Here is a 24,658-nt window from a genome sequence, read left to right as displayed (position 1 = left end):
TGAGAGATAATAATCATGACTGATCAATATCAAACATTTGCAAAATCTCCTATTGGTAAATTTGTCATTAAAAATTTGGGTTTACCATCCCCAACTTTTTTAGATCGTTTTGAGTCTGCAACACCAGTGGTAAAAGGTGCAGTACTTTTAGGTGCAGCCCCTGCAAGTGATTTGTCTGCATCAATTGCACAAGTTTTAGCTAATGTACATGCCAACAGTTATGCAGGTAACAATGCAGAATTGCAACAAGCTGCGGCAAAAGTGGGCTTAAATTTAGGTGCATTCAATCCAGGCGATAAAGAATCTAAATTTAAAGTGGTGGTGTTTGATGCTTCAGGTATTGAAAACTCAGAAAAATTAAAAGCGCTTTATGATTTCTTTAACCCAATCGCACGTCAAATTCAGGCTTCTGGTCGCGTGGTGGTGATTGGTACTACACCAGAAACTGCAGGCAGTGTAAAAAAAGCCATTGCACAACGCGCTTTGGAAGGTTTTGTAAAATCGGTAGGCAAAGAATTTAAAAAAGGCATTGCGGCTAACTTAATTTATGTCGATCAAGGTGCTGCAGCAAACTTAGAATCTACGTTACGTTTTGCCATTTCACCACGTTCAGCTTATGTGTCAGGTCAGGTGATCCGTGTCTCGAATGCTGCAACTGTAGAGGTAGATTGGGCAAAACCATTGGCAGGTAAAACTGCTGTAGTGACAGGTGCAAGCCGTGGTATTGGTGAAGCAATTGCGCATGTATTGGCACGTGATGGTGCACACGTTATTTGCCTAGACGTTCCACAACAACAAGCAGATTTAGACCGTGTGGCTGCTGAAATTGGTGGTTCAACTTTAGCAATTGACATTACTGCTGCAGATGCAGGTGAGCAAATTAAATCAGCTGCTGCTGCGCAGGGTGGTTTGGATATTATTGTGCATAATGCCGGCATTACCCGTGACAAAACTTTGGCGAATATGAAACCAGAGCTTTGGGATTTGGTAATTAACATTAACTTGTCTGCAATTGAGCGTGTTAATGATTACTTGTTAGAAAATGAAGGTTTGAATGCCAATGGTCGAATTGTTTGCGTATCTTCAATTTCAGGTATTGCAGGCAACTTGGGTCAAACCAACTATGCAGCATCTAAAGCTGGCGTGATTGGTGTCGTGAAATTCACCGCACCTGTTTTAAACAACGGCATCACCATTAATGCGGTTGCACCGGGCTTTATTGAAACGCAAATGACTGCTGCAATTCCTTTTGCCATTCGTGAAGCAGGTCGCCGTATGAACTCTATGAGTCAAGGTGGTTTACCTGTAGACGTTGCAGAAACCATTGCTTACTTTGCTTCATCGGCATCGACAGGTATTAATGGTAACGTGGTACGTGTTTGTGGTCAAAGCTTGTTAGGGGCTTAACACCTTCAAAGTTCTCTCCCTTGGGGAGAGGATTTAGAAGAGGGAGATAAGGGGATAGATTATTAACCCTTCTCTCTAGCTTTCTCCCAGCGGGAGAAAGAACTCCATTAAATAAATTAGAAAAACTTCTCAAAGGTTTAGTATGAATACTCGCCATTTTAGTCAACTTCCAAAACCCTATTTAGCCTATCCAAAAGTGATTCAGGGCTTAATTTTTAAAAAGCCAAAAGGTGAAAAAGTTCTGCCGCAAGTTGAATATGTGGTGGATTCATTCAAGGTCGATCAAAAGCACTTAAAAGCCTATAATGCAGTGACAGGTTTTAAAAATAACGGCTATATTCCTGCAATTTATTTGGCTGTATTGTCACAAAGTCTGCAAATGCACATGATGACCCAAGAAGCATTTCCATTTGCAATTTTGGGCTTGGTGCATATTCGCAACCAAGTCAAACAAAGCCGTAAAGTTGGATTGAATGAACAACTGACCTTGTCGTGTAAATTTGGTGAATTGCAACCACATGATAAAGGCGTACAGTTTGATTTTATTACCACCGTTAAAGTAGGCAATGAGGTGGTGATGGAAGGTTTGACCACGTATTTAGCACGTCAAAAAACCACCACTAAAGCTGCTGCAAAGCCTGCAGAAAGCAAAGCGCTAAACTATGCCGTTCAAGCTGAATGGGATATTTCTGAAAATACAGGTCGCCGTTATGCCTTAACGTCTGGCGATTTTAACTTAATTCATATCCACGCGATTACTGCAAAAGCATTTGGCTTTAAACAAGCGATTGCGCACGGCATGTGGAGCAAAGCCAAAGCCTTATCGAGTTTGACTTTGCCAGATGCTTATGAAGCCAATGTTTGGTTTAAGTTACCTATGTATTTGCCATCTAAAGTTGAGTTTTTAACTGCAACTGAAGCTAAAAATACAGACTTTTTAATTCGAAACAGTAAAAACCAAAAACCGCACGTGACAGGTGTTGTCACCGCGCTTTAATTCAGTGATTGAAAGCCTAAATCTTTTGGATTTAGGCTTTTTATTTGCGCTAAATTCTTATTAAAAATAAAAACGAGATAGACAGGACGATGCAACATTTAAAGGATTATATTTTTGCTGAAACTGAAAATTATCGTGGATGGATTGCACCTGAATTTCGAGATTTAGCGATGCAATTTAGCCGTTTGCAAAATGCACGTAGCCAACAGGGTGGAGCGGCTTTAGCGGTGTACTTTCAAGGTCAGAAAGTCGTTGATATTTACACAGGTAAAAAGTCGCCAGATGAAGACTGGCAAGCCAATACATTATCGGTATGTTATTCCACAGGCAAAGGTGTATTGGCGACACTGGCACATATTTTGGTCAGTCAAGGACTGGTCGATTACGATACTCCCATTTATTTATACTGGCCCGAATTTGCCCAAAATGGCAAAGCATTGATGACCTTAAGACACGTACTGAGTCATCAAAGTGGTTTATATGACATCCGTAATATCATTGCCGATGCGACTGAAATGGCAGATTGGTCGCACATGCTGGATGTGTTGGCTCAAGCCAAGCCACGTTTTGATGTAGCAAGTGAGGCAGCGTATCAACCTTTAACTTTTGGTTGGCTGGTCGGTGGGATTTTAGAAAAAGCTTCAGGTCGAACATTGGCTGAATTGATGCAGCAATACTTGGTTGAATCTTTGGCTTTGGATGGGGCGTATTTTGGTGTGCCTGCGTCTGAGCTTTCCCGTGTCGCACGACCATTTAAAACTGCTGTGACATCAGCGCAAACAGATGCATCATCTACAAATAAACAGACAGCTAAAGTTAAAAACCAAGCTAAATCGAGCAAACGTCCTGTATCAATATTCGATAAAGTCATTGCATGGAGTGGTCAAAACCCACAAGACTTTCAGGATGGCATGATTCCCAAAGGCATGAAAAATTTTAGTTTTTTTAGTGATACTGGTTTGCAAGCTGTGATTCCTGCTGCCAATGGTGTATTTACTGCCCAAAGTTTGGCACGTATTTATGCCATGTTGGCGCAGGGTGGATCATGGCAGGGTCAGCAATTGGTTCAGCCTGAAGTTTTTCAGCAATTAAGCCAAGTGCAATATGTGCAGCGTGATCGAGTTATGCCTATCCCGATGCATTGGCGATTAGGCTATCACCGTGTATTAAGTTTGGGTAAGCGCTCTCACGGTTTTGGACACATGGGTTTTAATGGTTCAGGCGCGTGGTGTGATCCTGACCGTCAACTCAGTTTTGCCTATACCCATAATTTTGCTGCAGGTTCTTTAATTGGTGATTATCGACTTTGGGGACTGAGTCAGGAAGCCATTCGCTGTGCAGATCGGCAATTGCAAGGGCGTAAAGGCTGGTTTTAGGCGTGATTGTACGTTCACTCTTTGCCAAAAAAACAGTATGCTTAGACCTGTAAAAAGGAGCATTCATGTATCAGGTACTTGCGCGTAAATATCGTCCTCGTAATTTTAATGAATTAGTGGGACAAAACCATGTATCACGGGCATTGAGCAGTGCTTTAGAACGTGGTCGTTTGCACCATGCTTATCTTTTTACGGGAACACGTGGTGTAGGTAAAACTACCATTGCGCGTATTTTAGCCAAATGCCTGAACTGTGAAATAGGCGTGACGTCTACTCCGTGTGAAGTGTGTCCGACCTGTACTGCGGTCAATGAAGGTCGTTTTATTGATTTAATCGAAATTGATGCGGCATCACGTACCAAAGTTGAAGATACACGCGAGTTGCTTGATAACGTACCTTATGCACCAACTCAGGGACGTTTTAAGGTTTATCTGATTGACGAAGTGCACATGCTGTCTACGCATTCGTTCAATGCTTTGCTAAAAACTTTGGAAGAACCGCCTGAGCATGTGAAGTTTCTGTTTGCGACCACAGACCCACAAAAACTCCCTATTACTGTGATTTCGCGCTGTTTGCAATTTACTTTGCGTCCATTGCAGGTCGATGAAATTACCAGTCATTTAACGGATATTTTAGCCAAAGAACAGATTGTTGCAGAGCAAGATGCAATTTGGCAGATTGCTGAATCTGCGCAAGGTTCTTTGCGTGATGCGATGTCTTTGACAGACCAAGCCATTGCTTATGGTCAGGGTGAAATTCATCATCAAGATGTCAAAGACATGCTGGGCTTGATTGATCGCACCATTATCTATGATTTGATTTTAGCGATTCATCAAAACCAACAGCAGCGTGTGAGTCAGTTGTTATTACAATTTAGACAGCAAGCTTTAGATGTGTCTTTGGTGTTGGATCAGTTAATTTCGACACTGCATGAATTGGCAATCATGCAATATCTGCCAGATTTAAACCTAAAATACAGTGCTAAAATTAATCAAAAAATTCAGCAGCTTGCGGGTCTGATCTCTGCACAAGATTTACAGTTGTATTATCAAATTGCTTGTAAAGGACGCGCCGATTTACAAATTGCCGTAACCCAAGAACAAGGTTTTGAAATGTGTGTACTGCGTTTACTGGCATTTCGACCTTTGCAAGCCAATGAAGTGTTGGTTGCTGCGCCACAAAATACTGCACAAACAGCGGCTTCCCCGCCAGTTGCTCAAATGGAGCAAACTCCACAAGCTGTGGCAACTCAAAATACAGCACAAGCGGAACAGCATGTAACTGAATTAGATGCGGTTGCAACACCTGATCTTGATGGATTTGACTATGAGGATGACGATTATTCAGATCACACCACGACACAAACCAGTGTTGCAGAACCTTCTTCAGATGATTTTTTAGATGAGGATGAGCCTGAAGCTTTAACACATCAAGATCAACAGTCGATTCAAGCGCAACAACCGACTCCGCAAGCGCTACACTCAACAGCTGCGATTTCACCAGAATCTATGTCAGAACCTGCAGTGAATGAAGAAACTGCAATACAGGCTGAGGATAAGCAATCTGAATCTATCGTGTTTGATCCAAATGCAGATGCACAATTGTTTGGTTTAGATGAAGATGCCTCATCGGTAAGCACTACATCTGATGTGCAAAGTCATGATGATTTTTTACTGGAAAGTTTTGATGCCGTTGCACCGTTAGGTGATCTTGCTGCATCAGCCGAAACATCGCTAGTTTCATCTACACTACAATCGAATAATGCTTCACCGTCAATTACACAAAATGTAAGTAATGCAGAAACCGCTTTATTTGATTTAGCAGCGACTGAAGTCGAACCGAATGTTGCCAGTGCGACAGCACAACCGCAGCAAACCATAGCATCTAATGCCGATGATCAATTAATGCCGCAGGATATTCTGCGTTTACAGCCGCAAGTTTTAGAAGGTGAGTGGACTTTAGACAAGTGGGAATATTGGTTTAGACACAGCGAGTTGTCACCTGCCGTGCAAGAATTGGCGCAGCATGGCGTAATGACGGGGCAGATTAATGCTGAATCGGTTTTTCATATTCCTGAGCAATATCAGCAGTTATTGACTCAACTGCAACATGCTTTAGAAAGTGCTTTAAAAGAACAGTGGAGTAAAACTCTGTTTAAAGTGCAATATGAAAATGTGGATGACACGACACCGTACATTTTGCAGCAACAGCGCAAACAACGCGCTTATCAACGGGCTGAAAATTTATTGCATCAAGAACCGATTGTGAAAGATATTTTGCAAAACTTTGATGGCGAATTACATAACATTCAGTTGAAATAACCTGTTGTTAGCTTTTGTTTGCAGAATTTTAAGGCTGGGTCAAACCAGCCTTATTTTTTGCTAAGCGCAAGCTGAATCTGTGCTTTTATATGGCTGTAATGCTTCGCGGATGGAGTCAGGAATCGGGCAGTTTTGGCGTGTAATTCGATCTACAAATACATGCACCACTTGTCCTTGTGCAGCGGCAAGATTTTGATTGTTTTTAAAAATTGCCAAATCATAAATTAAGGATGAGTTTCCAATTTTTTGAATAGCAACACCTACTTCAATCATTTCAGGATAGGACAATTCCTGCAAAAAATGACAGGTGGAATTGACCACTAAACCAATACAGGGTGATCGTTTGGGTTCAAAGCCTGCTTTTTGCATCAGTAGGGCATTGGCTGCGCTGTCAAAATAGCTGTAATAAGTGACATTATTGACATGTCCATACATATCGTTGTCTGCCCAGCGAGTTTGGATGGGAAAGAAAAAAGCGTATTGCTCACGGGTTTTGGTGTCAGGTTTCACAAGTTTACCTATATTTTTATCGACGTGGTGTCATGCTTTAATGGGTGGAAATCATCCCAAATAAATGTAGAAAGTTAAATACAGAACGTTAAGCGTAAATGTTAGGCATAAATGGCTTGGTAAATCTGTAACGCATCCTGCATTTGCATTGCTCTCGGGTTGTTTTGCAATAAACGGCTTTGCAGCATCGCATCTTCTGCCAATTGTGGCAGTATGTTTTCTGCAATGCCTAATGCATTGAGTTTTAACAACAAACCACTTTGATCTAAATGATTTTGTAAATGATCAATAAATAAATCACATAATCCATCTGTGCAGCCTTTGCTACGAGGGTCTAACCAACACATTAGTTCTGCATAGTATTGTTTTGCAGCAGGCGCATTAAACTTTAAAACTTCAGTCAGTACCAATGCATTGCTATGACCATGTGAAATATGGAAATGCCCGCCTAAAGGATAGGCAAGTGCATGCACCGCAGCCACAGGAGCATTGGCAAAGGCTTGTCCTGCCAGCATTGAACCAAACAGCATATTTTGCCGTGCTTGCATATTGCTGCCATCTTCAAGCACTAATTTTAAGTTTTGATCAAGTAAACGCAGCGCATGTTTTGCCAGAAAATCTGAATACGCATTTTTTTTGATTTTAGAAGTATAGGCTTCAATGGCATGTACCATCGCATCTATACCTGTGGCTGCGGTAATCTGTGCAGGTAGATGACGGGTAAAATTGGCATCTAAAATGGCAACATCGGCATATAAAATAGGAGAAACAATGCCTGTTTTACTGGTTGCACCTGTGGTGACAATGGAAATAGGTGTGACTTCTGAACCTGTACCTGCTGTTGTGGGAACTAAAATGAGTGGTAAACGTGGTGCTTTCGCATTGCCAACACCGTACAAGTCCGACAGTTGTTGAGTTTGTTCGGAATGACTCAGCACGGCAATAATTTTGGCGACATCCATCGCACTACCCCCACCAAAACCTAATACAACATCAATATTTTGCTGTTTGGCAAAATCAACTGCTTCTAACACAATCTGTTCTGCGGGGTCGGCTTGCACATTCGAGTAAATGGCATAGTCCAGTTGCAGTTGCTTTAAAATTTCTAAAATAGGTTGATGTAATTGTTGTTGTAAAATGCCAACATCGGTGACCAATAACAAACGCTTATAACTCTTTTCGGTTAAAACCGTTTTTAGTTCAGAAATTGAACCCAATCCAGAAATAATGTTGCCAACTGTTTGAAATTGAAAATGCTGCATCGTCTTTATTCCTAATTTTTATACTTAATTCAACATTATTGTAGGGTCACGATATAGGATTCATATCATAAATAACTTAACATAAGACTCTTAAAAATAAAGTAGCTTTGAGGTTGTTTATGTCATCCAAAACGCCATATAAGGTGTTATGTGTTTGTTTGGGAAATATTTGCCGCTCTCCAACGGCAGAAATTGTACTTCGACATTTTTGTGATGAACAACAACTCAATGTGTTGGTAGATTCTGCTGGAACCAGTAATTATCATCCAGGCAAAGCCCCAGATTTACGCAGCCAAAAACATGCGTTCAAACGTGGTTATGACTTATCTACATTGCGCGCGCGTCAGTTACGTATACAAGACTTTGTCGAGTTTGATTTGATTTTGGCGATGGATTTTGAAAACTTAAGCAATATTCAATCTTTAATGCGCCGTGCTGAAGCTGAACTGGGCAGTTTGCGCGCTGAAATAGCCTTAATGAGCGAACACGATCCGCATTATACGCAGCAAGAATTACCCGATCCATATTATGGCGAAGCCGATGGTTTTGAGCGGGTGCTCGATCAATGCGAGTCGAGTAGTCGCGCATGGGTGAAAGTTTTACAACAACAATTTGAATTGAAGGTTTAAGTCATGCACATTCAACACAACATGCAACTCAAACCGTTCAATACGTTAAATTTAGATGCAACTGCATCGCATTATGTCAAAGTTGAAAATATCCAAGATGTGCAGGATGCTTTGGCATTTGCTCAGACAGAACAGTTAAATGTGCTGATTTTGTCGGGTGGTAGCAATATGTTATTGCCTGAACATATTCATGCCTTGGTCATGCACATGGATATTCAGGGCATCGAAAAATGCGCTGAAGATGATGCAAGTGTCACCCTAAAAGTTGGGGCAGGACAAGTCTGGCATGAGTTTGTGTTGTGGAGTACGGAACAAAAGTTATATGGTCTGCAAAATCTGGCTTTAATTCCAGGTTTGGTCGGCGCTTCACCTGTGCAAAATATTGGTGCTTATGGCGTTGAAGTCGGTGAGTTTATTGAATCTGTGCAGGTCTATGATCGTGAATGCCAACAATTCAGCTCAATTGTTGCAGCAGATTGTCAGTTTGCCTATCGACACAGTATTTTTAAAGATCATCCCAACCGTTACATCATTACCCATGTGACTTTTAAACTGTTAAAACAGGCTGCGTTAAAATTAAATTATGGCGACTTAAAAGCTGCTGTAGGCGATGAGCAAACTGCTGAAAATCTGCAGCAACAAGTCATTCAAATTCGCCAAAGTAAGCTGCCTAATCCTGCAGAATATCCAAATGTAGGTAGTTTCTTTAAAAATCCTGTGATTTCGACTCAGCAATTTGACCAAATTGCAGCACAATTTCCAAATTTACCCCATTACCCACAGCCGAATGCGCAAGTTAAAATTGCAGCAGGCTGGTTGATTGATCAAGCTGGCTGGAAGGGAAAACAACTGGGTGTGGTGGGTATGTTTCATAAACAAGCGTTGGTTTTAGTCAATTATGCCGATGCCACTTTGGCAGATGTGCAACACACCTATCGTGCTGTGCAGCAAGATGTTTTGAGTCGTTTTGGTATTTCACTAGAACCTGAACCTGTGTTATTTGATGAAACAGGTTTGATTCGTGCACATCAACCGGTAGGTTAAGTGAAGATGAAACAGAATCATTGGATGCTCAGATTGGTACAAATTGCTGCCGTGCTATTTGTATTGTTTGCAGCGTTCATGATTTTTATCTATTCACCTTTTTATTCTACTTTGGTGGTCAAAACGCTGAACACTTTGGTACCTGTAGAAGTGAATCAAGTGGCAGCAAAAAGTCAGCAAATGGCGGCGTTTAGTGATCAAGACAGCTTGGAACCCGGTTCAGATTTATGGATTGCCCGACAAGCTTATTTGAAGCTGATGGAGCAAGAGATTCAATCTGAAAATTCGAAAAATTTAACTTTAATTCAGGCTCGTTATAAAGCCTTACAAGCGCTTATTTTAGAAGAACAAACGCAAAAAAAATTAGCATCTGAGCAAGAGTTGCCGCAAGTCCCATTGTTGGTGTCTAATGCAGCTTCTGAAGCAGTTGTAGAAGACCCATCCGAAAATGTAAAAGCCTTGCTCAATTTGGATAGTCATGAAAATCAGGCACTCATGGAACAATACTTGGAGTTTTTAAGCACTCATAAAATTGCCGAAACCGAAAGTGAGCCTGTAGATGAAGAAATCTTTAAAGATATTGCCTTAATTCAGCAACAAAATATTCCCAAAATACCTGCAAATTCTAAACCTTATGCGATTGTGGTTTTAGGTGGTGGCTTAACTTTAGATGATAATGGCAAAGATATTGTGGTCAATGACTACACACGTTTACGTTTAGAAACGACCCTAGCGGTGGTAAAACAATATCAATTGCCGATTGTACTGAGTGGTGTAGAAGCACCTTATATGCAGCGTTGGTTAAAAAAATATGATGTCGAAGCAAAATTATTAGAAGATCGCAGCATGAATACTTGTGAAAATTCACGTTTTAGTTCTTTATTATTACAAAAAAAAGGGGGGGCGCCGACAGTGATTTTGATTACAGACCGTTATCACATGCCACGCACCCGCCGTTTATTTGCTTTGAATGGAATTGAAACGATTCCAGTCGAGGCTCCCATGCCGACTCAACTGACTGCATGGCGTCCAAGTGAACAAAACTATGATCATAGCCGCCGTGCCAATTATGAAATGCTTGCCACCATTCGGGATGTCTTGATTGGTTCTAGCGCATGTCGCGAGGTGCCATAATGCCTGATATTCCATTTTTAAACCCAAGCGTGTTGAAGCAATTAGATTTGCCAGTGCCGAGTCGGGAAACCACACCACAAATTCTACAACCTTTAAATTTGAATCGTGGTTTTGAACCGAGTGTTGAGTTACAAGCCTATCGACAGCTTTATGGTTTTCATTTGTTGGACTGTGAACATTGGCAAGGCTATGTGCAAATGCCGTTGTTTAAATTGCATGTGCAAATTTTTCAACCCGATTTAAGCAAAACCAAATTTGATCAGGTGCAGGGCACGGTATTTCTACTGCATGGCTATTTGGAACATAGCGGGATTTATCAACCTATCGTCAAAGAATTATTAGAGCAGGGCTTTAGTGTTTTGACTTATGATTTGCCCGGACATGGATTGAGTGATGGTTATCCTGCCAACATCAAAAATTTTGATCATTATCAGCAAGTATTACATGCGGTTTATCAATATGTAAAAAATGCCGATCAATTGCCAAAACCGTGGTTGGGCATTGGGCAAAGTACAGGTGGTGCAATTTGGATGCATCACTTGTTGGAATTTGCTCAGCGCCGTGAAAATCCATTTGTAGAGCGTGTGTTGTTGTTATCGCCTTTGATTCGTCCTGCAAAATCGGCATGGTGGCATAACTCTGTTGGTTTGGGCATTATCCGTCGGATTAAGCGTGAAGTGCCGCGACATTTCCGACGCAATAATCATAATCCTGAATTTTTACGCTTTGTGCGTTTAAAAGACCCGCTGCAACCTAGAATGATGGGCATGGATTGGATTTTAGCCATGTCTAAATGGATGTTGGAGATGGAAGAACGTCCAGCTTGCCGTATTCCTGTTTGGTTGGCACAAGGGGCGCAAGATCAAACCGTAGATTGGCGCTACAACATTGAGTTTATTCGGCGTAAATTCCGCCTGCAAACCTTACTCATGTTAGAAGAAGGCTCGCATCAATTAATCAATGAACGTGCGGATATTCGTGCGGCTTTAACAGGGCTGATTCCTGCATTTTTACATGCACATAGCTCTAAGACTTATTATTAATTTATCAACCATCTTTTAAATACGGCTCTACATTTGCTTTGATGCTGTTCTCGGCATCAAAGCATATTTATGCTGCGCTGCTCATTAAAATGTGAAGCGATTTCTAAAATAAAATAGTACTTCACATTTATTTTTTATTTCATTCTCGAGTTTCATGTTTCAGTGCTATGCTCATGTTTATAAAATAAGCTAAATTTGAAAAACTCCTTAATTCTAGGGATAGTGTTTACATCAAAACGATTGATATATTTACAAACATAATCAAGGGGATGAATGATGGCAGAAATTGAAGCGATATTACCCGTACCGGTTTTAATTGTTGAAGATGAGCCTATTATTCAGTCACGTCTTAGAAAAATTTTGCATGATATTGGCTATCAAGATGACATGCTATTTTTCGTGAGTCATCTTAAAGCTGCAATGACGTGTATAGAAGATCATCCGATTGCTTTAGCTTTAGTCGATTTAGGCTTGCCCGATGGCAATGGTAAAGAACTAATCGAACAATTACATTTTAGAGATCCAAGCGCATTAATTTTGGTGATTTCTGCATGGAGCACCCAAGACAGCTTATTTTCTGCAATTCAAGCAGGTGCAACAGGCTATGTGCTTAAAGAACGTGATGATGCTGAAATTATTATCGCAATACGCAGCATTTTAAGAGGTGGTGCACCGATAGACCCATTTATCGCCCGTGAAATTTTATCGCAAATTTCACATCAAAAAGTACCCGTGCTGACCGAAGATTTATCAGATCGCGCCGATGCTCAAGCATTCAACTCACATTATCAACAGCTCACCAATCGTGAATTAGAAATTTTAAATCTGGTGGCGCAGGGCTTAAGTAACCGTGAAATTGCTGAGCAATTATTTGTGTCGCGTTATACCGTTGAAAGTCATATTAAACATATCTATCGGAAGTTGTCGGTCACTAAACGCACTAAGGCTGTCAGTACCGCTAGAACTTTAGGTCTTTTATGATTCAAAGGCTTTGGCAGTGTGGTTTGGGCGTGTTGTTATTGTTCTGTGCGTGGCAAAGCTATGCGCAGCAAGTGGTGTACCCAATTAATCAGTACTGCAATGTGCATGTACTTTCAATCAGCTCTGCCAAAACAGCATCACATAATAAAAAACCTAAAACGGGTTGGGAAAATGTTCAACTGCCCGACGTTTGGGATGATCGCTGGAAAAATTATAATGGTGGGGCGTGGTACAAAATAGAGTGGGAGTGGTTTTGTGAGCGTGATCATCGTTTAAATCAACCCATCGTTTTTGCACTGAATTTTTTAAATAGTGCAGGGGCAGTTTATCTGAATCAAGATTTACTTTGGGCAAGTCAACATTTAGAAGAGCCTTTGTCAAAAAACTGGAATATGCCACGTTACTGGATTTTACCTATTTCAGGCTTAAAACAAGGTAAAAATCAAATATTGGTCTATGTAAATGGATATGCATTTCAAAATGCGGGTATAGGAAAAATAAGTTTTAATAATGTGCATAACAATATTGAACAGCACCAGCAAAGTATATGGAATAAACGTACTTTATTTGAAATTAATGCGATTTTATCTGCCACTTTAGGCATTTTATGTTTGGTTATTTGGCTGTTTTTACGCCGTGATCAGAGTTTTGGTTGGTTCGCGTTGAGTTGCATGTTCTGGTTATTATTTATTTCTCATTTTTTAACCACAGAAACCTTTCCATACCCAAGTGTATTGGTGGCATCTCAAGCCAATTTAAGCTTTTTTATCCTCTATGTTTTAGCTTTTAGTCTGTATTTAATTAGGTTTGTCAATCAACGCTTGCCAATATTGGAAGAAAGTATTTTTATTCTGAGTTTAGCGGTAATTGTTTGTGTGTTTTTAACATCCTTAGATTATGTCAAACTGGTATTTGGGATTGTCTTTTTAAGTTATGCCAGCTTACTAGTCGTGGTTTATTTTTATTTGGCGTATTTAGCGTATAAATCCCCAAAAACAGAAGTATATCTGCTGCTATTTTGTTTAACCTTGATTGGCTTTTTTGCGGGTGTAGATGTATTTCGTTTAAGTAATGCGGCAACGGCAAGTTTATATCAGCCATTATCACCGTATACCTCGCCAGTAATTACTTTATTTATTGCGATTATTTTAGGCATGCGCCTAAAAAGAAATATTCAAAAAATTGAGAAATTTAATCAAGATTTAGAGCTTAAAGTTTTTGAAGTCAGTGATGATTTAAAACGCAGTATGTCAGAAAAGCATTATTTAGAATTGGAAAATGTGCGTTTGCAAGAGCGGATTCATCTATCGCATGATTTGCATGATGGTTTGGGTGCATCTTTGGTACGTTCCATGATTATGGTCGACCAAAGCGAACAGAACATGAGTAATCAGCAGTTCTTATCTATGCTGAAATTACTGCGTGATGATTTACGTCAAATTATTGATAGTGGTTCTTCCATTGGTTCTAAAGTGCCTGAAAATCCTAAAATTTGGGTTGCGCCAGTACGTCATCGTTTTAGTCAATTGATGGATGAAATGGATATTCATTCCAAGTGGGATTTTCCAAATGAATGGGTGATTGAGCCGAATTCGTTACAGTGCTTAACTTTGATGCGGGTATTAGAAGAAAGTTTAACCAATGTGATTAAACACAGCCAAGCCAAGCATGTATCCGTCAGTATGCAATTTGTACCGCCTAAGCAATTGGTACTTAAAATTCAGGATGATGGTGTAGGTTTTGAAGCCAATAGCGTGCTTGAACATGGCATGAGTATTGGGATGCGCAGTATGAAAATGCGTTTAGAACGGGTTGGAGGGCAATTAAAATTAAATTCGACACCTGGCTATACGTTAATTCAGGCAGTTTTAACTTTAGATCCCGCTTATCTAAATTCCCCAAGATGAATTGATCATCTTGAGGGGGCTGAAACGAATATTTTAAGCGTCTTCAGCAGGTAACAACATTAAAATGGATTCATTGAGCAGTTGTACCAAATCTTCCAAAATATTTGCGTCGTAAAGGTTTTCATCGAGCAGCACGCGTTCACCATTGGCAATTTTTTGCAGCGTAGGGATAGATGCTTCTGCGACACAAATCGCTTCACCATTCGCCCAAAATAAAACTTCATCTAGCTGATTTGCATAAAGTAGGCGAGAGGCGGGTTCCAACATGATTTGATAACCCTGATCTAGCGCATCTTCTAAATCGCCTACACCTATTTCATCTACTTCAGGAATATTTTCAGGATATTTCGGTTCAGACATTAAGCTTAAAATCGCATCATCCAACACCGATGAGTTTTGTAAACGCGCCCACAATTCTGCTTTCAGATAATCCAATTCTGTCGCAGTCATTTCGCCAATTTGGGTACTTTTTTTACGAACAAGGTCTTGTAGTGGCGTGCGTAACATTTCATCGGCAGAGAATTTATCGCTCACTCGATCCATCATTTCACTAATATTCGGCATGCGGAAACCGAACGAGAACGTCAGACAATCATCTTCCGCCACGCCATAATGTGCCAAACCCGGTGGCACATAGAGTAAATCGCCAGGTGCAAGAATTTCATCAAAATTGACCTGCATTTCAGGCAATAATTTTAACGGTTGTCCTGCGACAAATTCAGTTTCAGCATCACACATTTGCCCAAGTTGCCAACGACGATGTCCATAGCCTTGTAGCAAAAACACATCGTAGAAATCAAAATGCTGACCTACAGAGCCGCCTTTAGGGGCATAAGACACCATTATGTCATCACGTCGCCATTGCGGAATAAAAGGAAATTTTTTCCAAAGTTCAGCGAGATCAAAAGAGTAATGATCAACGGCTTGTACCAATAGCGTCCACAACTTTGGCATTTTTTGAAAATCAGCCTTAATGAGCGGTGATGATTTCACAGTCCATTGATTTGGATCGCGATCTTTTTGTTTGATTAAACGGGCAGTCACATCTTCTTCAAGTGCCAGTTCCATTACATCACTAGGTTCAAGTAGGTTGGCAATTTCTGGGAGTGCATTGCGTACCAAAAGTGGTTTTTTTTGCCAATATTCACTTAGGAATTGTTCTGCGGTAATTCCGCCCAAAACATCTAAAGGTTGCGACATAAAATAGCCTAAGCAAGTTTTATCAATAATCTCAATATTGTCTGATTTGTCGCTGCAAAGGGCAAGGTGATTTATAGTCTTTATAAATATTCACGGCTGTTAAATTACACAGTTTTAAACTTAAGGAACCTGAATATTCAGCATTCTTAACATGCGGCATAACTGAATCATCGGCAGACCCATCAAAGTAGTTTGGTCATTGCCTTGCATGGCTTCAAACAGACTAATACCTAAACCTTCGCACATAAAACTACCTGCACAATGTAGCGGTTGTTCCTTTGCAACATATCGTGCAATTTCATTGTCAGTTAAGCTGCGGAATTTAACTGTGTAGTGTTCTACAACCGTTTGTTCAAAGCCTGTAGATTGCTGCTGCACACTCAGCGCAGTGCTGAAATAAACCGTTTGACCTGAATTGGCTTGTAATTGTTGTATAGCTTTTTCTGAAGTGAGCGGTTTACCTATAAAAATATCTGGCTGCTGTTCACGCCATGCCACTTGATCTGAACCAATCACAATTGCATCAGGATGTTGCAGCGCAATACAGCGCGCTTTTTCAAAAGCCAAACGTCGTGCTAAATCATCGGCATGAGTTTCACCGCATGCTGATTCATCAATATCTGGGGAGATAGATGTATACGCTAAATGCAAGCGATCCAGCAATTGTTGCCGAGTTTGACTGCCAGAAGCCAAAATAATTTGAGGATGTTGCATCAGGCCATCACACCGCATAGCCCATCAAGATATCTAAGGGCACATAAGACAATACTGATTGATGACAGGCTTGAATTTTAATCGGTGGCGCATGACCTGCCTGATAGGCTTCCACCCAGCGGGTGACACAAATGCACCAGAAATCTCCTGGTTGTAAGCCATTAAAACCAACTTCAGGCACCGGTGTGATCAAATCATTGCCAATTTTTTGCGAAAAGTTTAGAAATTCCGAAGTCATTTGTGCGCAAACAGTATGCTGACCTAAATCGGTTGGGGCGGTATGGCAAAAACCGTTACGGAAATACCCTGTGATAGGGTCAAAACAACAACTGGCGAGTGGTTCGCCCAAAACGTTTAAACGGTTGATATTCGGATCAGGATGAATAGACATAAGTGCGAGAAAGATGGTGGCTTTTCTCTATCATAATCAAAACTTTTGCTTTAAACAGCAATTCTACAAAAGTTGCTAACCTTTTTCTGCATAATCATTTAAAATCGTGGCGTTTTGATATCAATAAAGTGAGCTATACATGAACTTTCAGCGTATGACTGACCTCGATTTAGCAGGTAAGCGTGTCCTTATTCGTGAAGATTTAAACGTCCCTGTTAAAAATGGTGTGATCACCAGCGATGCACGTTTACGTGCGGCATTGCCAACGATTCAAGCTGCTGTTGCCAAAGGTGCGGCAGTGATGGTGTATTCTCACTTAGGTCGTCCCGTTGAAGGTGAGCCAAAAGCTGAACAATCTTTAGCGCCTGTGGCTGCGTATTTAACCCAAGCTTTGGGTCAAGATGTCCAACTCATCACTGACTATTTAGAGGGTGTGGAAGTTGCACCGGGTCAAGTGGTTTTATTAGAAAACTGCCGTTTTAACCACGGTGAAAAGAAAAACAACCCTGAGCTTGCAGCAAAATATGCAGCATTGTGTGACGTATTTGTGATGGATGCTTTTGGTACGGCACACCGTGCAGAAGCATCAACCGAAGGCGTAGCACGTTTAGCACCAGTTGCAGCAGCAGGCCCATTGCTTGCCGCTGAATTGGATGCACTAGGTCGTGCTTTAAAAACACCTGAAAAACCAATGGTGGCAATTGTTGCAGGTTCTAAAGTATCGACTAAGTTAGATGTATTGACATCATTGTCTGATATTTGTGATCAACTTATTGTAGGTGGCGGTATTGCCAATACCTTCTTAGCTGCAGCAGGCTATAACGTGGGCAAATCATTATGCGAAAATGATTTGATTGACACTGCAAAAGCAATTGCTGCAAAAGTTTCAGTACCATTACCAACCGATGTTGTGGTTGCTGATGCGTCTGAAATCAACTTTGAAGATTTCTTAGGCTCATTGGCTCAAGCGAAAGCCACTGTAAAAAAAGTTGAAGATGTTGCTGACAACGACATGATTTTGGATGTTGGTCCTGAAACAGCGAAAGCATTTGCAGAAATTTTAAAAACTTCAAAAACAATTCTTTGGAATGGTCCAGTGGGCGTATTTGAAGTAGATCAATTTGGTGAAGGAACCAAAGCACTTTCATTGGCAATTGCTGAATCTGCAGGTTTCTCGATTGCAGGTGGTGGTGACACGCTCGCTGCGATTGACAAGTACGAAGTTGCAGACAAAATTGGTTATATCTCTACAGGTGGTGGTGCTTTCCTTGAATTTGTAGAAGGTAAAACCTTACCTGCAGTTGCGGTTTTATTAGAACGTGCTTAATTGTTGATTATTCAACAAAACTGCACAAAAGGTTGACTTCGGTCAACCTTTTTTATTGTGGGTCATAGCACAGTCATAAAAATGTCATAAATATGCAATAAAATTAGTCTTAATGAATGACCTAACTGTAGGAAATAATGATGATTCAAAAACTAACACTTGCTGCTTTAATCGCTGCATCTTTAGCCTTGACTGCTTGTGCAAAAAAAGAAAGTGCACCTGCGACTGAAACTGATGCATCTTCTGCAGTTGTAGATAACGCACAAGTAACCCCAGAACAACAAGCAGCAATTGATGCGATTGACCAACCTGTTATGGATGAAGGCAACACTGATATTCCTGAAGACGTTGCAAATGCACCTGCTGATGCTGCGACTGCAGACACAGAAGTTGCTGCTTCTGAAGCGCAATAAGTGCTGAAAAATAAAGAATTGTTGTAATTTGTTTAAAAGTCCCTGCTATGCAGGGATTTTTTTTTGAAAAAGATGATTTGTTGCTGAATTGAAACAAATCACAGGGTAGAATAACCAGCATTATTTGGGAGGATATTATGGCTCTTATTTCATTGCGCCAGCTCTTGGATCATGCCGGCGAACATGCATACGGCGTTCCAGCGTTTAACGTCAACAACTTAGAACAAATGCGCGCAATTATGTTAGCCGCAGATGCAACAAACTCACCTGTCATTGTTCAAGCTTCTGCAGGTGCGCGTAAATATGCAGGTGCACCTTTCTTGCGTCACCTGATTTTGGCTGCAATTGAAGAATGGCCACATATTCCAGTGGTTATGCACCAAGATCATGGTACTAGCCCTGACGTATGTCAACGTTCAATTCAACTTGGTTTTTCATCAGTCATGATGGATGGTTCTTTGGGTGAAGATGGTAAAACACCAACGTCGTATGAATACAACGTCGAAGTGACGCGTCGTACTGTGCAAATGGCGCATGCGTGTGGTGTATCGGTTGAAGGTGAGATTGGCTGTTTAGGTAGTCTTGAAACAGGTATGGCAGGTGAAGAAGATGGCGTGGGCGCAGAAGGCGTACTTGACCACTCTCAATTGTTAACATCTGTTGAAGAAGCACGTAGCTTCGTTGCAGATACTAATGTGGATGCTTTAGCGATTGCTGTTGGTACTTCGCACGGTGCATACAAGTTTACTCGTCCACCTACAGGCGATATTCTTGCAATTGACCGTATTAAAGAAATTCATGCTGCGTTGCCAAATACACACCTTGTAATGCACGGCTCTAGCTCTGTACCACAAGAATGGTTGGCGGTGATTAACCAATACGGCGGTGACATCAAAGAAACTTATGGTGTACCTGTTGAGCAATTGGTTGAAGCAATTAAGCATGGTGTGCGTAAAATCAACATCGATACAGATTTACGTTTAGCTTCTACTGGTGCAATGCGCCGTATGATGGCAGAACAACCAAGCGAATTTGACCCACGTAAATTCTTCGCAAAAACTGTAGATGCAATGAAACAAATTTGTATAGACCGTTATGAAGCATTTGGTACTGCAGGTAATGCAGACAAAATTCGCCCAATTTCTTTAGAGAAAATGGTTGAACGCTATAAGTAATTCTTAATTTGATTAAGAACTCGAAAGCCCACAGTCCTTGTGGGCTTTTTACTGATGAATCCACAACTTCCAATCAAGAACAAAAAAGAGGGTCTGTTGGCACTTCATAAATGGCTTGCGCTGTAGGCTAAAACTGAGCAGATCAGGCATGAAACGCAGGGAATAGCGAGACTATTGCCAAGTTTCATAACGCAATCTGAGAAAGTTTTAGCCACAGCCTTTCAGGACAAGCATATTTTTTGCTGCTATTGCGTTATGAGTCAGCTATTTAGAATGACTAAACTTCCTGCCTCATGCCTTATATCAGCTAAAAAATATGCGCAGTCGCAAACATAGACGAATTGTCAACAGACCCTAATAATTGAAAAGCAATCTTCGAGCATGTCATGGAACTGATTGTAGCCGCAGCCTTTTGTAGTGTACTGGTCTCTATTTTATTAAAAGTCTGCAAAATGCAGGGTTTTAACCCTATGCAGATGATCACATGGAATTATGTCAGTGCCAGTGTGTTGTGTTTTTACTGGTTTAAACCCAACTTGGGCACGATCTCAATCCAACATACGCCGTGGTGGCTCATTATTAGTTTGGGTGTGTTGTTGCCGAGTGTCTTTTTAGCATTAGCAAAATCGTTAGACAGCGCAGGTATTTTAAAAACTGAAATTGCACAGCGTTTGTCAGTGGTTTTGTCTTTGGCAGCCGCTTATTTTATTTTTCAGGAAAATTTTAGCCAACTGAAAATTGTGGGAATCGCGCTTGGGATTATCGCAGTCTTATGTATTTTGTATTCGCATCGTGCTGCAGGGCAGTCTGCTAAAGCGCAACAAGGCATCTTATATTTGAGCTGTGTTTGGTTGGGTTATGCACTGATTGATGTTTTGCTTAAATACAGCACAGGTTTAGGACTGCAATTTGCAGTTGCACTGAATTTGATGTTTGTATGTGCTTTTGTTTTGGCGATGGCTTATATCTTAATCCGCGATAAAAGCATGCGCAGTATGCAAAATATCAGTGCAGGTTTAATTTTGGGTGCACTGAATTTTGCCAATATTGCCTTGTATGTCAAAGCTCACATGCTGCTCAAAGACAGCCCTGCAGTGGTATTTGCAGGGATGAATATTTTGGTGGTGCTATTTGGCGTGATCAGTGGTGTATTGTTCTTTAAAGAAAAGCTGAAAAGCACGACCACTATTGGGCTAGGCTTGGCATTGCTTAGTGTGCTTTGCCTCGCTTATGCCATGACGGTTTAAGATAACTCAACATAAAGCGAAAAGGATGTCGCAATAAATCTGCAGTTTCTGCAAGACCATGCAGCATTGTGGTTCTATCGCAGATCGGGCAGCGCAGGGTTGGATAGCTTGGTTTGGCTTGATATAAATACAGTTTTTTACAACGTCGGCATTCTAGTTTTAGTGGCATTAAATTGAGCATCATACACCTCATTTTTATTTTTGATAGAGATTGAGTACAGATTGCAAATATAGATAAAGCAAAATTCAGACCAAAAAATAGGGACAAATTTTTGTCCCTAGTGTTATCGCATGTTTGTTTTACAGTTGCGTGAAAATCTCACGTTTATCAAGGCGTGATTTTGGCAGTTTGGCATTAAAATCTTGTTCACTACGATAGCCTAAACACAATAAAACCGAAGGAATCAGTCCTTGCTCAGTTAGTTGCAGTTCTTGAGTTAAAATTGCTTCATCAAAACCACCAATTGGCGTTGCGTCAATTCCTTCAATGCCTGCAGCCAAAAGCATTTGTCCGAGTGCAATAAAGGTTTGATTTTCTGCCCAACGCTGAATATCGCCTTTTTCATTGCGGTAGTAATCGACATAACCTGTGCGGCTGTCTTTCTGACCTTGTTTAGCGGCTTCATCTTTAAAGCGTCCACTAGCAGCATCCTGATTAAGCAGGTTTTCTAAATGTAATTCGCTAATGTCAGCTTTGGTGCAAAATAAAATGGTATGCGAAGCATCTAAAACTTTAGGGGCGTTATAGGCGTACTTTCCAACTAAAGCTTTAGCAATACGTTGTTTGGCTTCAGGGCGATCTGCAATAAAAAAATGCCACGGCTGAATATTAATGGAAGATGGTGCTAAACGCAGAATTTCTAATAAACGCTCAAATTGTTCTGCAGGAATAGTGCGACTCGCATCATAGGCTTTGGTCGTATAACGAGTTTGTGCAACGTTGAGCAAATCCATGAATCATCTCCATTTAAAGACTATATTTGGGGCAGGTGTGCGCCAAAAGCTTAACATGCCTCGCTATGCTAACGGAATGAATCCATGTGCTATTTATGCGGTTAAGATGAGATGAGCACGACATAAACATCTTTAAACTTAGTGTTAAATTCAATCATGCAAGACGTTTTCACTATTGGTTGTTTATAGCAAATAGGCGTTAAATATAAACTTGAGCATGGTGCATCCCAAAGGTGTATGGATGGAATATATCAATTATTTTAAGCGTAAATTAAAAACTCAGCAGCAAATTGGCTTATGGGTAGGTTTAGCAGATGCGTATGGCACTGAAATTGCCGCCAATGCAGGCTATGACTGGCTTTTAATTGATGGGGAACATGCACCGAGTGATTTAAGAACCACTTTGTCACAATTACAAAGTATTGCGGCTTATCCCTCTCAAGCGGTGGTGCGCCCGCCGATTGGCAGTGTGCAACTCATTAAACAACTGTTGGATATTGGCGTACAAACTTTGCTGATTCCTATGGTTGAAAGCGTTGAACACGCTGAGTTGATGGTCAAAGCGGTACGTTATCCACCTGAAGGTATTCGCGGCGTAGGCGCAGCTTTAGCACGTGCAACTCGCTGGAACAGTATTCCAAATTATTACGCGACAGCGCATGAAAATATTTGTTTGCTCATTCAAATTGAATCGGTCACAGGTTTAGAAAATCTGGATGCTATTTTACAAGTCGATGGGATTGATGGGGTGTTTATTGGTGCGGTGGATTTATCTGCCACGATGGGTTATGAAGGCAATCCGAACCATCCAGAAGTACAAGCCGCTGTGGTCGATGCGATTCAACGGATTCGTGCAGCAGGCAAAGCAGCAGGGATTTTATCGACCCAACATGAAGTGACACAAAAGTATTTGGATTTAGGCACAGAATTTGTGGCAGTTGGGGTAGATACCAGTGTGTTGATGACTTCGCTGCGTGAGTTGTTGGCTAAATATAAAGCTGATGCCGAAGTGATTAAAACGGAAGGTGGGTATTAATCTGCTAGCTGAAGAGATTTTGGCTAAAGAGGTTTTAGTTAGCTATGTTTAGCTAAGTACCTTTAGTGTTGTATCTATTATTTTTATGTAAAGATGTTGCGCTTAATAGTTCCAATGACTCAGTTGCCAAGTTGCTAAGGCTTGATTTGGTTCAACTACTAAAATTTGTGCAGCATCTGTGCGCCAATCGCCTAATACAATTCTAGGTTTGCCGTGTTCATTGTGAATATTTGGACGATGCGTATGCCCATGAATTAACACATCTGCATGCTGCAAGGCTTGTGACACAGCATCTGCATTTACGTCCATGACGTCATAACTTTTGACTTGATTGGCTTGCTGACTTTTTTTGCGGAAACCTTGTGCAAGTTTTTGCCGAAAAGCCAAAGGTGTTTTCTTTAAAATCCCTAAAATGATGGGATTGCGAATGATTTTACGGAATTTTTGATAGGACACATCATCGGTACACAGTGCATCGCCATGTTCTAAACGTACCTGTTGAGAACCAATATGCAGCGTGTACACATCGGGCAGGAGTTGTCCTGAAAATTGATCTAGAAATTTCTGACCTAAAGCGAAATCACGATTGCCGACAATAAAGTAAATTTGATTACCTGCTTGGCTAAATTGCTTTAGACGTGTAACAACTTCATCGAGCCACGCTGCGGTGTAATCATCACCAATCCATGCATTAAACCAGTCGCCTAAAATATACAGTTGGGTGTTTTTATTTTGATAAGCGTCTAGCAAATCTAAAAACCCCCGAACAAGTCGAGGGTGATTTGGTGACAAGTGTAAATCTGCGATAAACAGATAGGTCACGAATTATTCCTTGGAATCTCCCTCAATCCCTCTTTTAAAAGAGGGAATTCTCCTCCCTAAACGAATTTTAAAGCAGTACTTTAAAATGATGTGCGTAAGCGAGGTCGGGTAAGATTCTTATTCAGCAATGATTTTTGCAGATTCAATCACCACATTTTCTAGTGGAACATCTGCGTGATAACCACGGTTGCCAGTACGCACGCCTTTAATAGCATCTACAACGTCCATACCTTCAACAACTTTACCAAACACGGCATAACCCCAACCTTGTGCAGTTTTGCCTGTGTGGTTCAAGAAAGAGTTATTTTTTACGTTAATGAAGAACTGTGCAGAAGCAGAGTGAGGTGCTTGGGTACGAGCCATTGCAATTGTACCAACATCGTTGCTTAAGCCGTTGTCAGCTTCGTTTTCAATCGCATCACGTGTTGCTTTTTCTTTGAAGTTTTCATCCATGCCACCGCCTTGGATCATGAAACCATCAATAACACGGTGGAAAATTACGCCGTCATAAAAACCATCACGAACGTATTCTAAGAAGTTAGCAACTGTAATTGGTGCTTTTTCAGCGTTCAATTCTAAAACAATACGACCTTTATTGGTGTTTAATTCGACTTGAGGAAAACTCATTGTGTAATCTCCTAAACATGGACACGAATGCCATGGGTTTTTTGGTTGAGAGAAGCATAAGCAAACTGTAAACTACAAGGCAAGTAAAAACGTTATTTTCTTTGTTAAAAACAAGGAAAAGCGTTCTAATGGGTGATGTAT

The 24,658-nt window shown here is 40.8% G+C and carries 24 protein-coding genes; 15 read left to right on the top strand and 9 right to left on the bottom strand.

Annotation, left to right across the window (positions count from 1 at the left end; translation table 11 throughout):
- Positions 1-15 precede the first annotated feature (15 nt).
- The 4 genes from C3Y93_RS03590 (at position 16) to dnaX (ending at position 6,101) form a co-directional block, all read left to right on the top strand.
- Positions 16-1,407 carry a 3-oxoacyl-ACP reductase gene (locus tag C3Y93_RS03590; RefSeq protein WP_104852101.1) on the top strand — a complete coding sequence of 464 codons (1,392 nt, stop codon included), beginning with the start codon at positions 16-18 and terminating at the stop codon, positions 1,405-1,407.
- Between the two features lie 142 nt (positions 1,408-1,549).
- The gene (locus C3Y93_RS03585) at positions 1,550-2,404 is read left to right on the top strand and encodes a MaoC family dehydratase (protein ID WP_104852100.1); all 855 of its coding nucleotides are present in this window, start codon (positions 1,550-1,552) and stop codon (positions 2,402-2,404) included.
- A gap of 89 nt (positions 2,405-2,493) precedes the next feature.
- A complete protein-coding gene (locus C3Y93_RS03580) occupies positions 2,494-3,780 on the top strand; it encodes a serine hydrolase domain-containing protein (protein ID WP_104852099.1) in 1,287 nt (428 codons plus the stop codon).
- A gap of 65 nt (positions 3,781-3,845) precedes the next feature.
- Positions 3,846-6,101 (top strand): DNA polymerase III subunit gamma/tau, encoded by a 2,256-nt coding sequence (dnaX, locus tag C3Y93_RS03575; protein WP_104852098.1) that lies wholly within the window; start codon positions 3,846-3,848, stop codon positions 6,099-6,101.
- Between the two features lie 60 nt (positions 6,102-6,161).
- Here dnaX and C3Y93_RS03570 read toward each other — a convergent pair whose 3' ends face one another.
- The gene (locus C3Y93_RS03570; protein WP_004973275.1) at positions 6,162-6,611 is read right to left on the bottom strand and encodes an acyl-CoA thioesterase; all 450 of its coding nucleotides are present in this window, start codon (positions 6,609-6,611) and stop codon (positions 6,162-6,164) included.
- Between the two features lie 101 nt (positions 6,612-6,712).
- Entirely contained in the window at positions 6,713-7,873 is a 1,161-nt protein-coding gene (locus C3Y93_RS03565; protein ID WP_104852097.1) for an iron-containing alcohol dehydrogenase, read from the bottom strand.
- A gap of 119 nt (positions 7,874-7,992) precedes the next feature.
- On the opposite strand from C3Y93_RS03565, the gene C3Y93_RS03560 reads away from it, so the two are divergent.
- From C3Y93_RS03560 to C3Y93_RS03535, 6 genes are all read left to right on the top strand, one after another.
- The gene (locus tag C3Y93_RS03560) at positions 7,993-8,502 is read left to right on the top strand and encodes a low molecular weight protein-tyrosine-phosphatase (RefSeq protein ID WP_004973278.1); all 510 of its coding nucleotides are present in this window, start codon (positions 7,993-7,995) and stop codon (positions 8,500-8,502) included.
- Positions 8,503-8,505: 3 nt separating this feature from the next.
- Entirely contained in the window at positions 8,506-9,546 is a 1,041-nt protein-coding gene (gene murB, locus C3Y93_RS03555) for a UDP-N-acetylmuramate dehydrogenase (RefSeq protein ID WP_104852096.1), read from the top strand.
- 6 nt (positions 9,547-9,552) lie between these two features.
- On the top strand, positions 9,553-10,680 hold the full coding sequence (locus C3Y93_RS03550) for a YdcF family protein (RefSeq protein WP_104852095.1): 1,128 nt from the start codon (positions 9,553-9,555) through the stop codon (positions 10,678-10,680).
- Complete coding sequence (locus tag C3Y93_RS03545) at positions 10,680-11,723, top strand: alpha/beta hydrolase (protein WP_096900878.1); 1,044 nt, start codon at positions 10,680-10,682, stop codon at positions 11,721-11,723. Before C3Y93_RS03550 ends, C3Y93_RS03545 begins: the two co-directional genes overlap by 1 nt.
- Positions 11,724-11,999: 276 nt before the next feature.
- Positions 12,000-12,704 (top strand): LuxR C-terminal-related transcriptional regulator, encoded by a 705-nt coding sequence (locus C3Y93_RS03540; RefSeq protein WP_104852094.1) that lies wholly within the window; start codon positions 12,000-12,002, stop codon positions 12,702-12,704.
- On the top strand, positions 12,701-14,611 hold the full coding sequence (locus C3Y93_RS03535; RefSeq protein ID WP_104852093.1) for an ATP-binding protein: 1,911 nt from the start codon (positions 12,701-12,703) through the stop codon (positions 14,609-14,611). The genes C3Y93_RS03540 and C3Y93_RS03535 overlap by 4 nt, the downstream gene beginning before the upstream one ends.
- A gap of 33 nt (positions 14,612-14,644) precedes the next feature.
- Here C3Y93_RS03535 and C3Y93_RS03530 read toward each other — a convergent pair whose 3' ends face one another.
- From C3Y93_RS03530 to C3Y93_RS03520, 3 genes are all read right to left on the bottom strand, one after another.
- On the bottom strand, positions 14,645-15,811 hold the full coding sequence (locus C3Y93_RS03530) for a cupin domain-containing protein (protein WP_104852092.1): 1,167 nt from the start codon (positions 15,809-15,811) through the stop codon (positions 14,645-14,647).
- A gap of 120 nt (positions 15,812-15,931) precedes the next feature.
- On the bottom strand, positions 15,932-16,525 hold the full coding sequence (locus C3Y93_RS03525; protein ID WP_104853236.1) for a Maf family protein: 594 nt from the start codon (positions 16,523-16,525) through the stop codon (positions 15,932-15,934).
- Positions 16,526-16,532: 7 nt separating this feature from the next.
- Positions 16,533-16,916: a DUF2237 family protein gene (locus C3Y93_RS03520; RefSeq protein ID WP_104852091.1), complete on the bottom strand. Its 384-nt coding sequence runs from the start codon at positions 16,914-16,916 to the stop codon at positions 16,533-16,535.
- A gap of 139 nt (positions 16,917-17,055) precedes the next feature.
- On the opposite strand from C3Y93_RS03520, the gene C3Y93_RS03515 reads away from it, so the two are divergent.
- From C3Y93_RS03515 to C3Y93_RS03500, 4 genes are all read left to right on the top strand, one after another.
- The gene (locus C3Y93_RS03515; protein ID WP_104852090.1) at positions 17,056-18,243 is read left to right on the top strand and encodes a phosphoglycerate kinase; all 1,188 of its coding nucleotides are present in this window, start codon (positions 17,056-17,058) and stop codon (positions 18,241-18,243) included.
- Between the two features lie 140 nt (positions 18,244-18,383).
- Positions 18,384-18,656 carry a hypothetical protein gene (locus C3Y93_RS03510; protein WP_104852089.1) on the top strand — a complete coding sequence of 91 codons (273 nt, stop codon included), beginning with the start codon at positions 18,384-18,386 and terminating at the stop codon, positions 18,654-18,656.
- 137 nt (positions 18,657-18,793) lie between these two features.
- Positions 18,794-19,831, top strand: coding sequence for a class II fructose-bisphosphate aldolase (gene fba / locus C3Y93_RS03505; RefSeq protein ID WP_004973298.1), 1,038 nt, complete (start codon positions 18,794-18,796; stop codon positions 19,829-19,831).
- 386 nt (positions 19,832-20,217) lie between these two features.
- Positions 20,218-21,078, top strand: coding sequence for a DMT family transporter (locus C3Y93_RS03500; RefSeq protein WP_104852088.1), 861 nt, complete (start codon positions 20,218-20,220; stop codon positions 21,076-21,078).
- On the opposite strand, the gene C3Y93_RS03495 is transcribed toward C3Y93_RS03500, so the two are convergent.
- Together C3Y93_RS03495 and nfsB are read right to left on the bottom strand one after the other, a co-directional pair.
- Positions 21,041-21,262 carry a hypothetical protein gene (locus tag C3Y93_RS03495; protein ID WP_081402487.1) on the bottom strand — a complete coding sequence of 74 codons (222 nt, stop codon included), beginning with the start codon at positions 21,260-21,262 and terminating at the stop codon, positions 21,041-21,043. The two genes, C3Y93_RS03500 and C3Y93_RS03495, sit on opposite strands and share 38 nt — an antisense overlap.
- A 116-nt stretch (positions 21,263-21,378) precedes the next feature.
- Positions 21,379-22,032 (bottom strand): oxygen-insensitive NAD(P)H nitroreductase, encoded by a 654-nt coding sequence (gene nfsB, locus C3Y93_RS03490; RefSeq protein ID WP_004973304.1) that lies wholly within the window; start codon positions 22,030-22,032, stop codon positions 21,379-21,381.
- 241 nt (positions 22,033-22,273) lie between these two features.
- Between nfsB and hpaI the strand changes: the two genes are divergently transcribed.
- Positions 22,274-23,068 (top strand): 4-hydroxy-2-oxoheptanedioate aldolase, encoded by a 795-nt coding sequence (hpaI, locus tag C3Y93_RS03485; RefSeq protein ID WP_096900940.1) that lies wholly within the window; start codon positions 22,274-22,276, stop codon positions 23,066-23,068.
- Positions 23,069-23,170: 102 nt separating this feature from the next.
- Here the strand turns inward: hpaI and C3Y93_RS03480 are convergent, their stop codons facing one another.
- Positions 23,171-23,890, bottom strand: a complete 720-nt coding sequence (locus tag C3Y93_RS03480; protein ID WP_104852087.1) for a UDP-2,3-diacylglucosamine diphosphatase — start codon at positions 23,888-23,890, stop codon at positions 23,171-23,173.
- 117 nt (positions 23,891-24,007) lie between these two features.
- Complete coding sequence (locus C3Y93_RS03475; RefSeq protein ID WP_004973310.1) at positions 24,008-24,517, bottom strand: peptidylprolyl isomerase; 510 nt, start codon at positions 24,515-24,517, stop codon at positions 24,008-24,010.
- Positions 24,518-24,658 lie beyond the last annotated feature (141 nt).

The organism is Acinetobacter sp. SWBY1 (genome assembly GCF_002946595.1).
Lineage (GTDB): Bacteria > Pseudomonadota > Gammaproteobacteria > Pseudomonadales > Moraxellaceae > Acinetobacter > Acinetobacter towneri.
The sequence above is the reverse complement of the archived record's forward strand: the minus strand, read 5'-3'. Positions and strand labels throughout refer to the sequence as shown.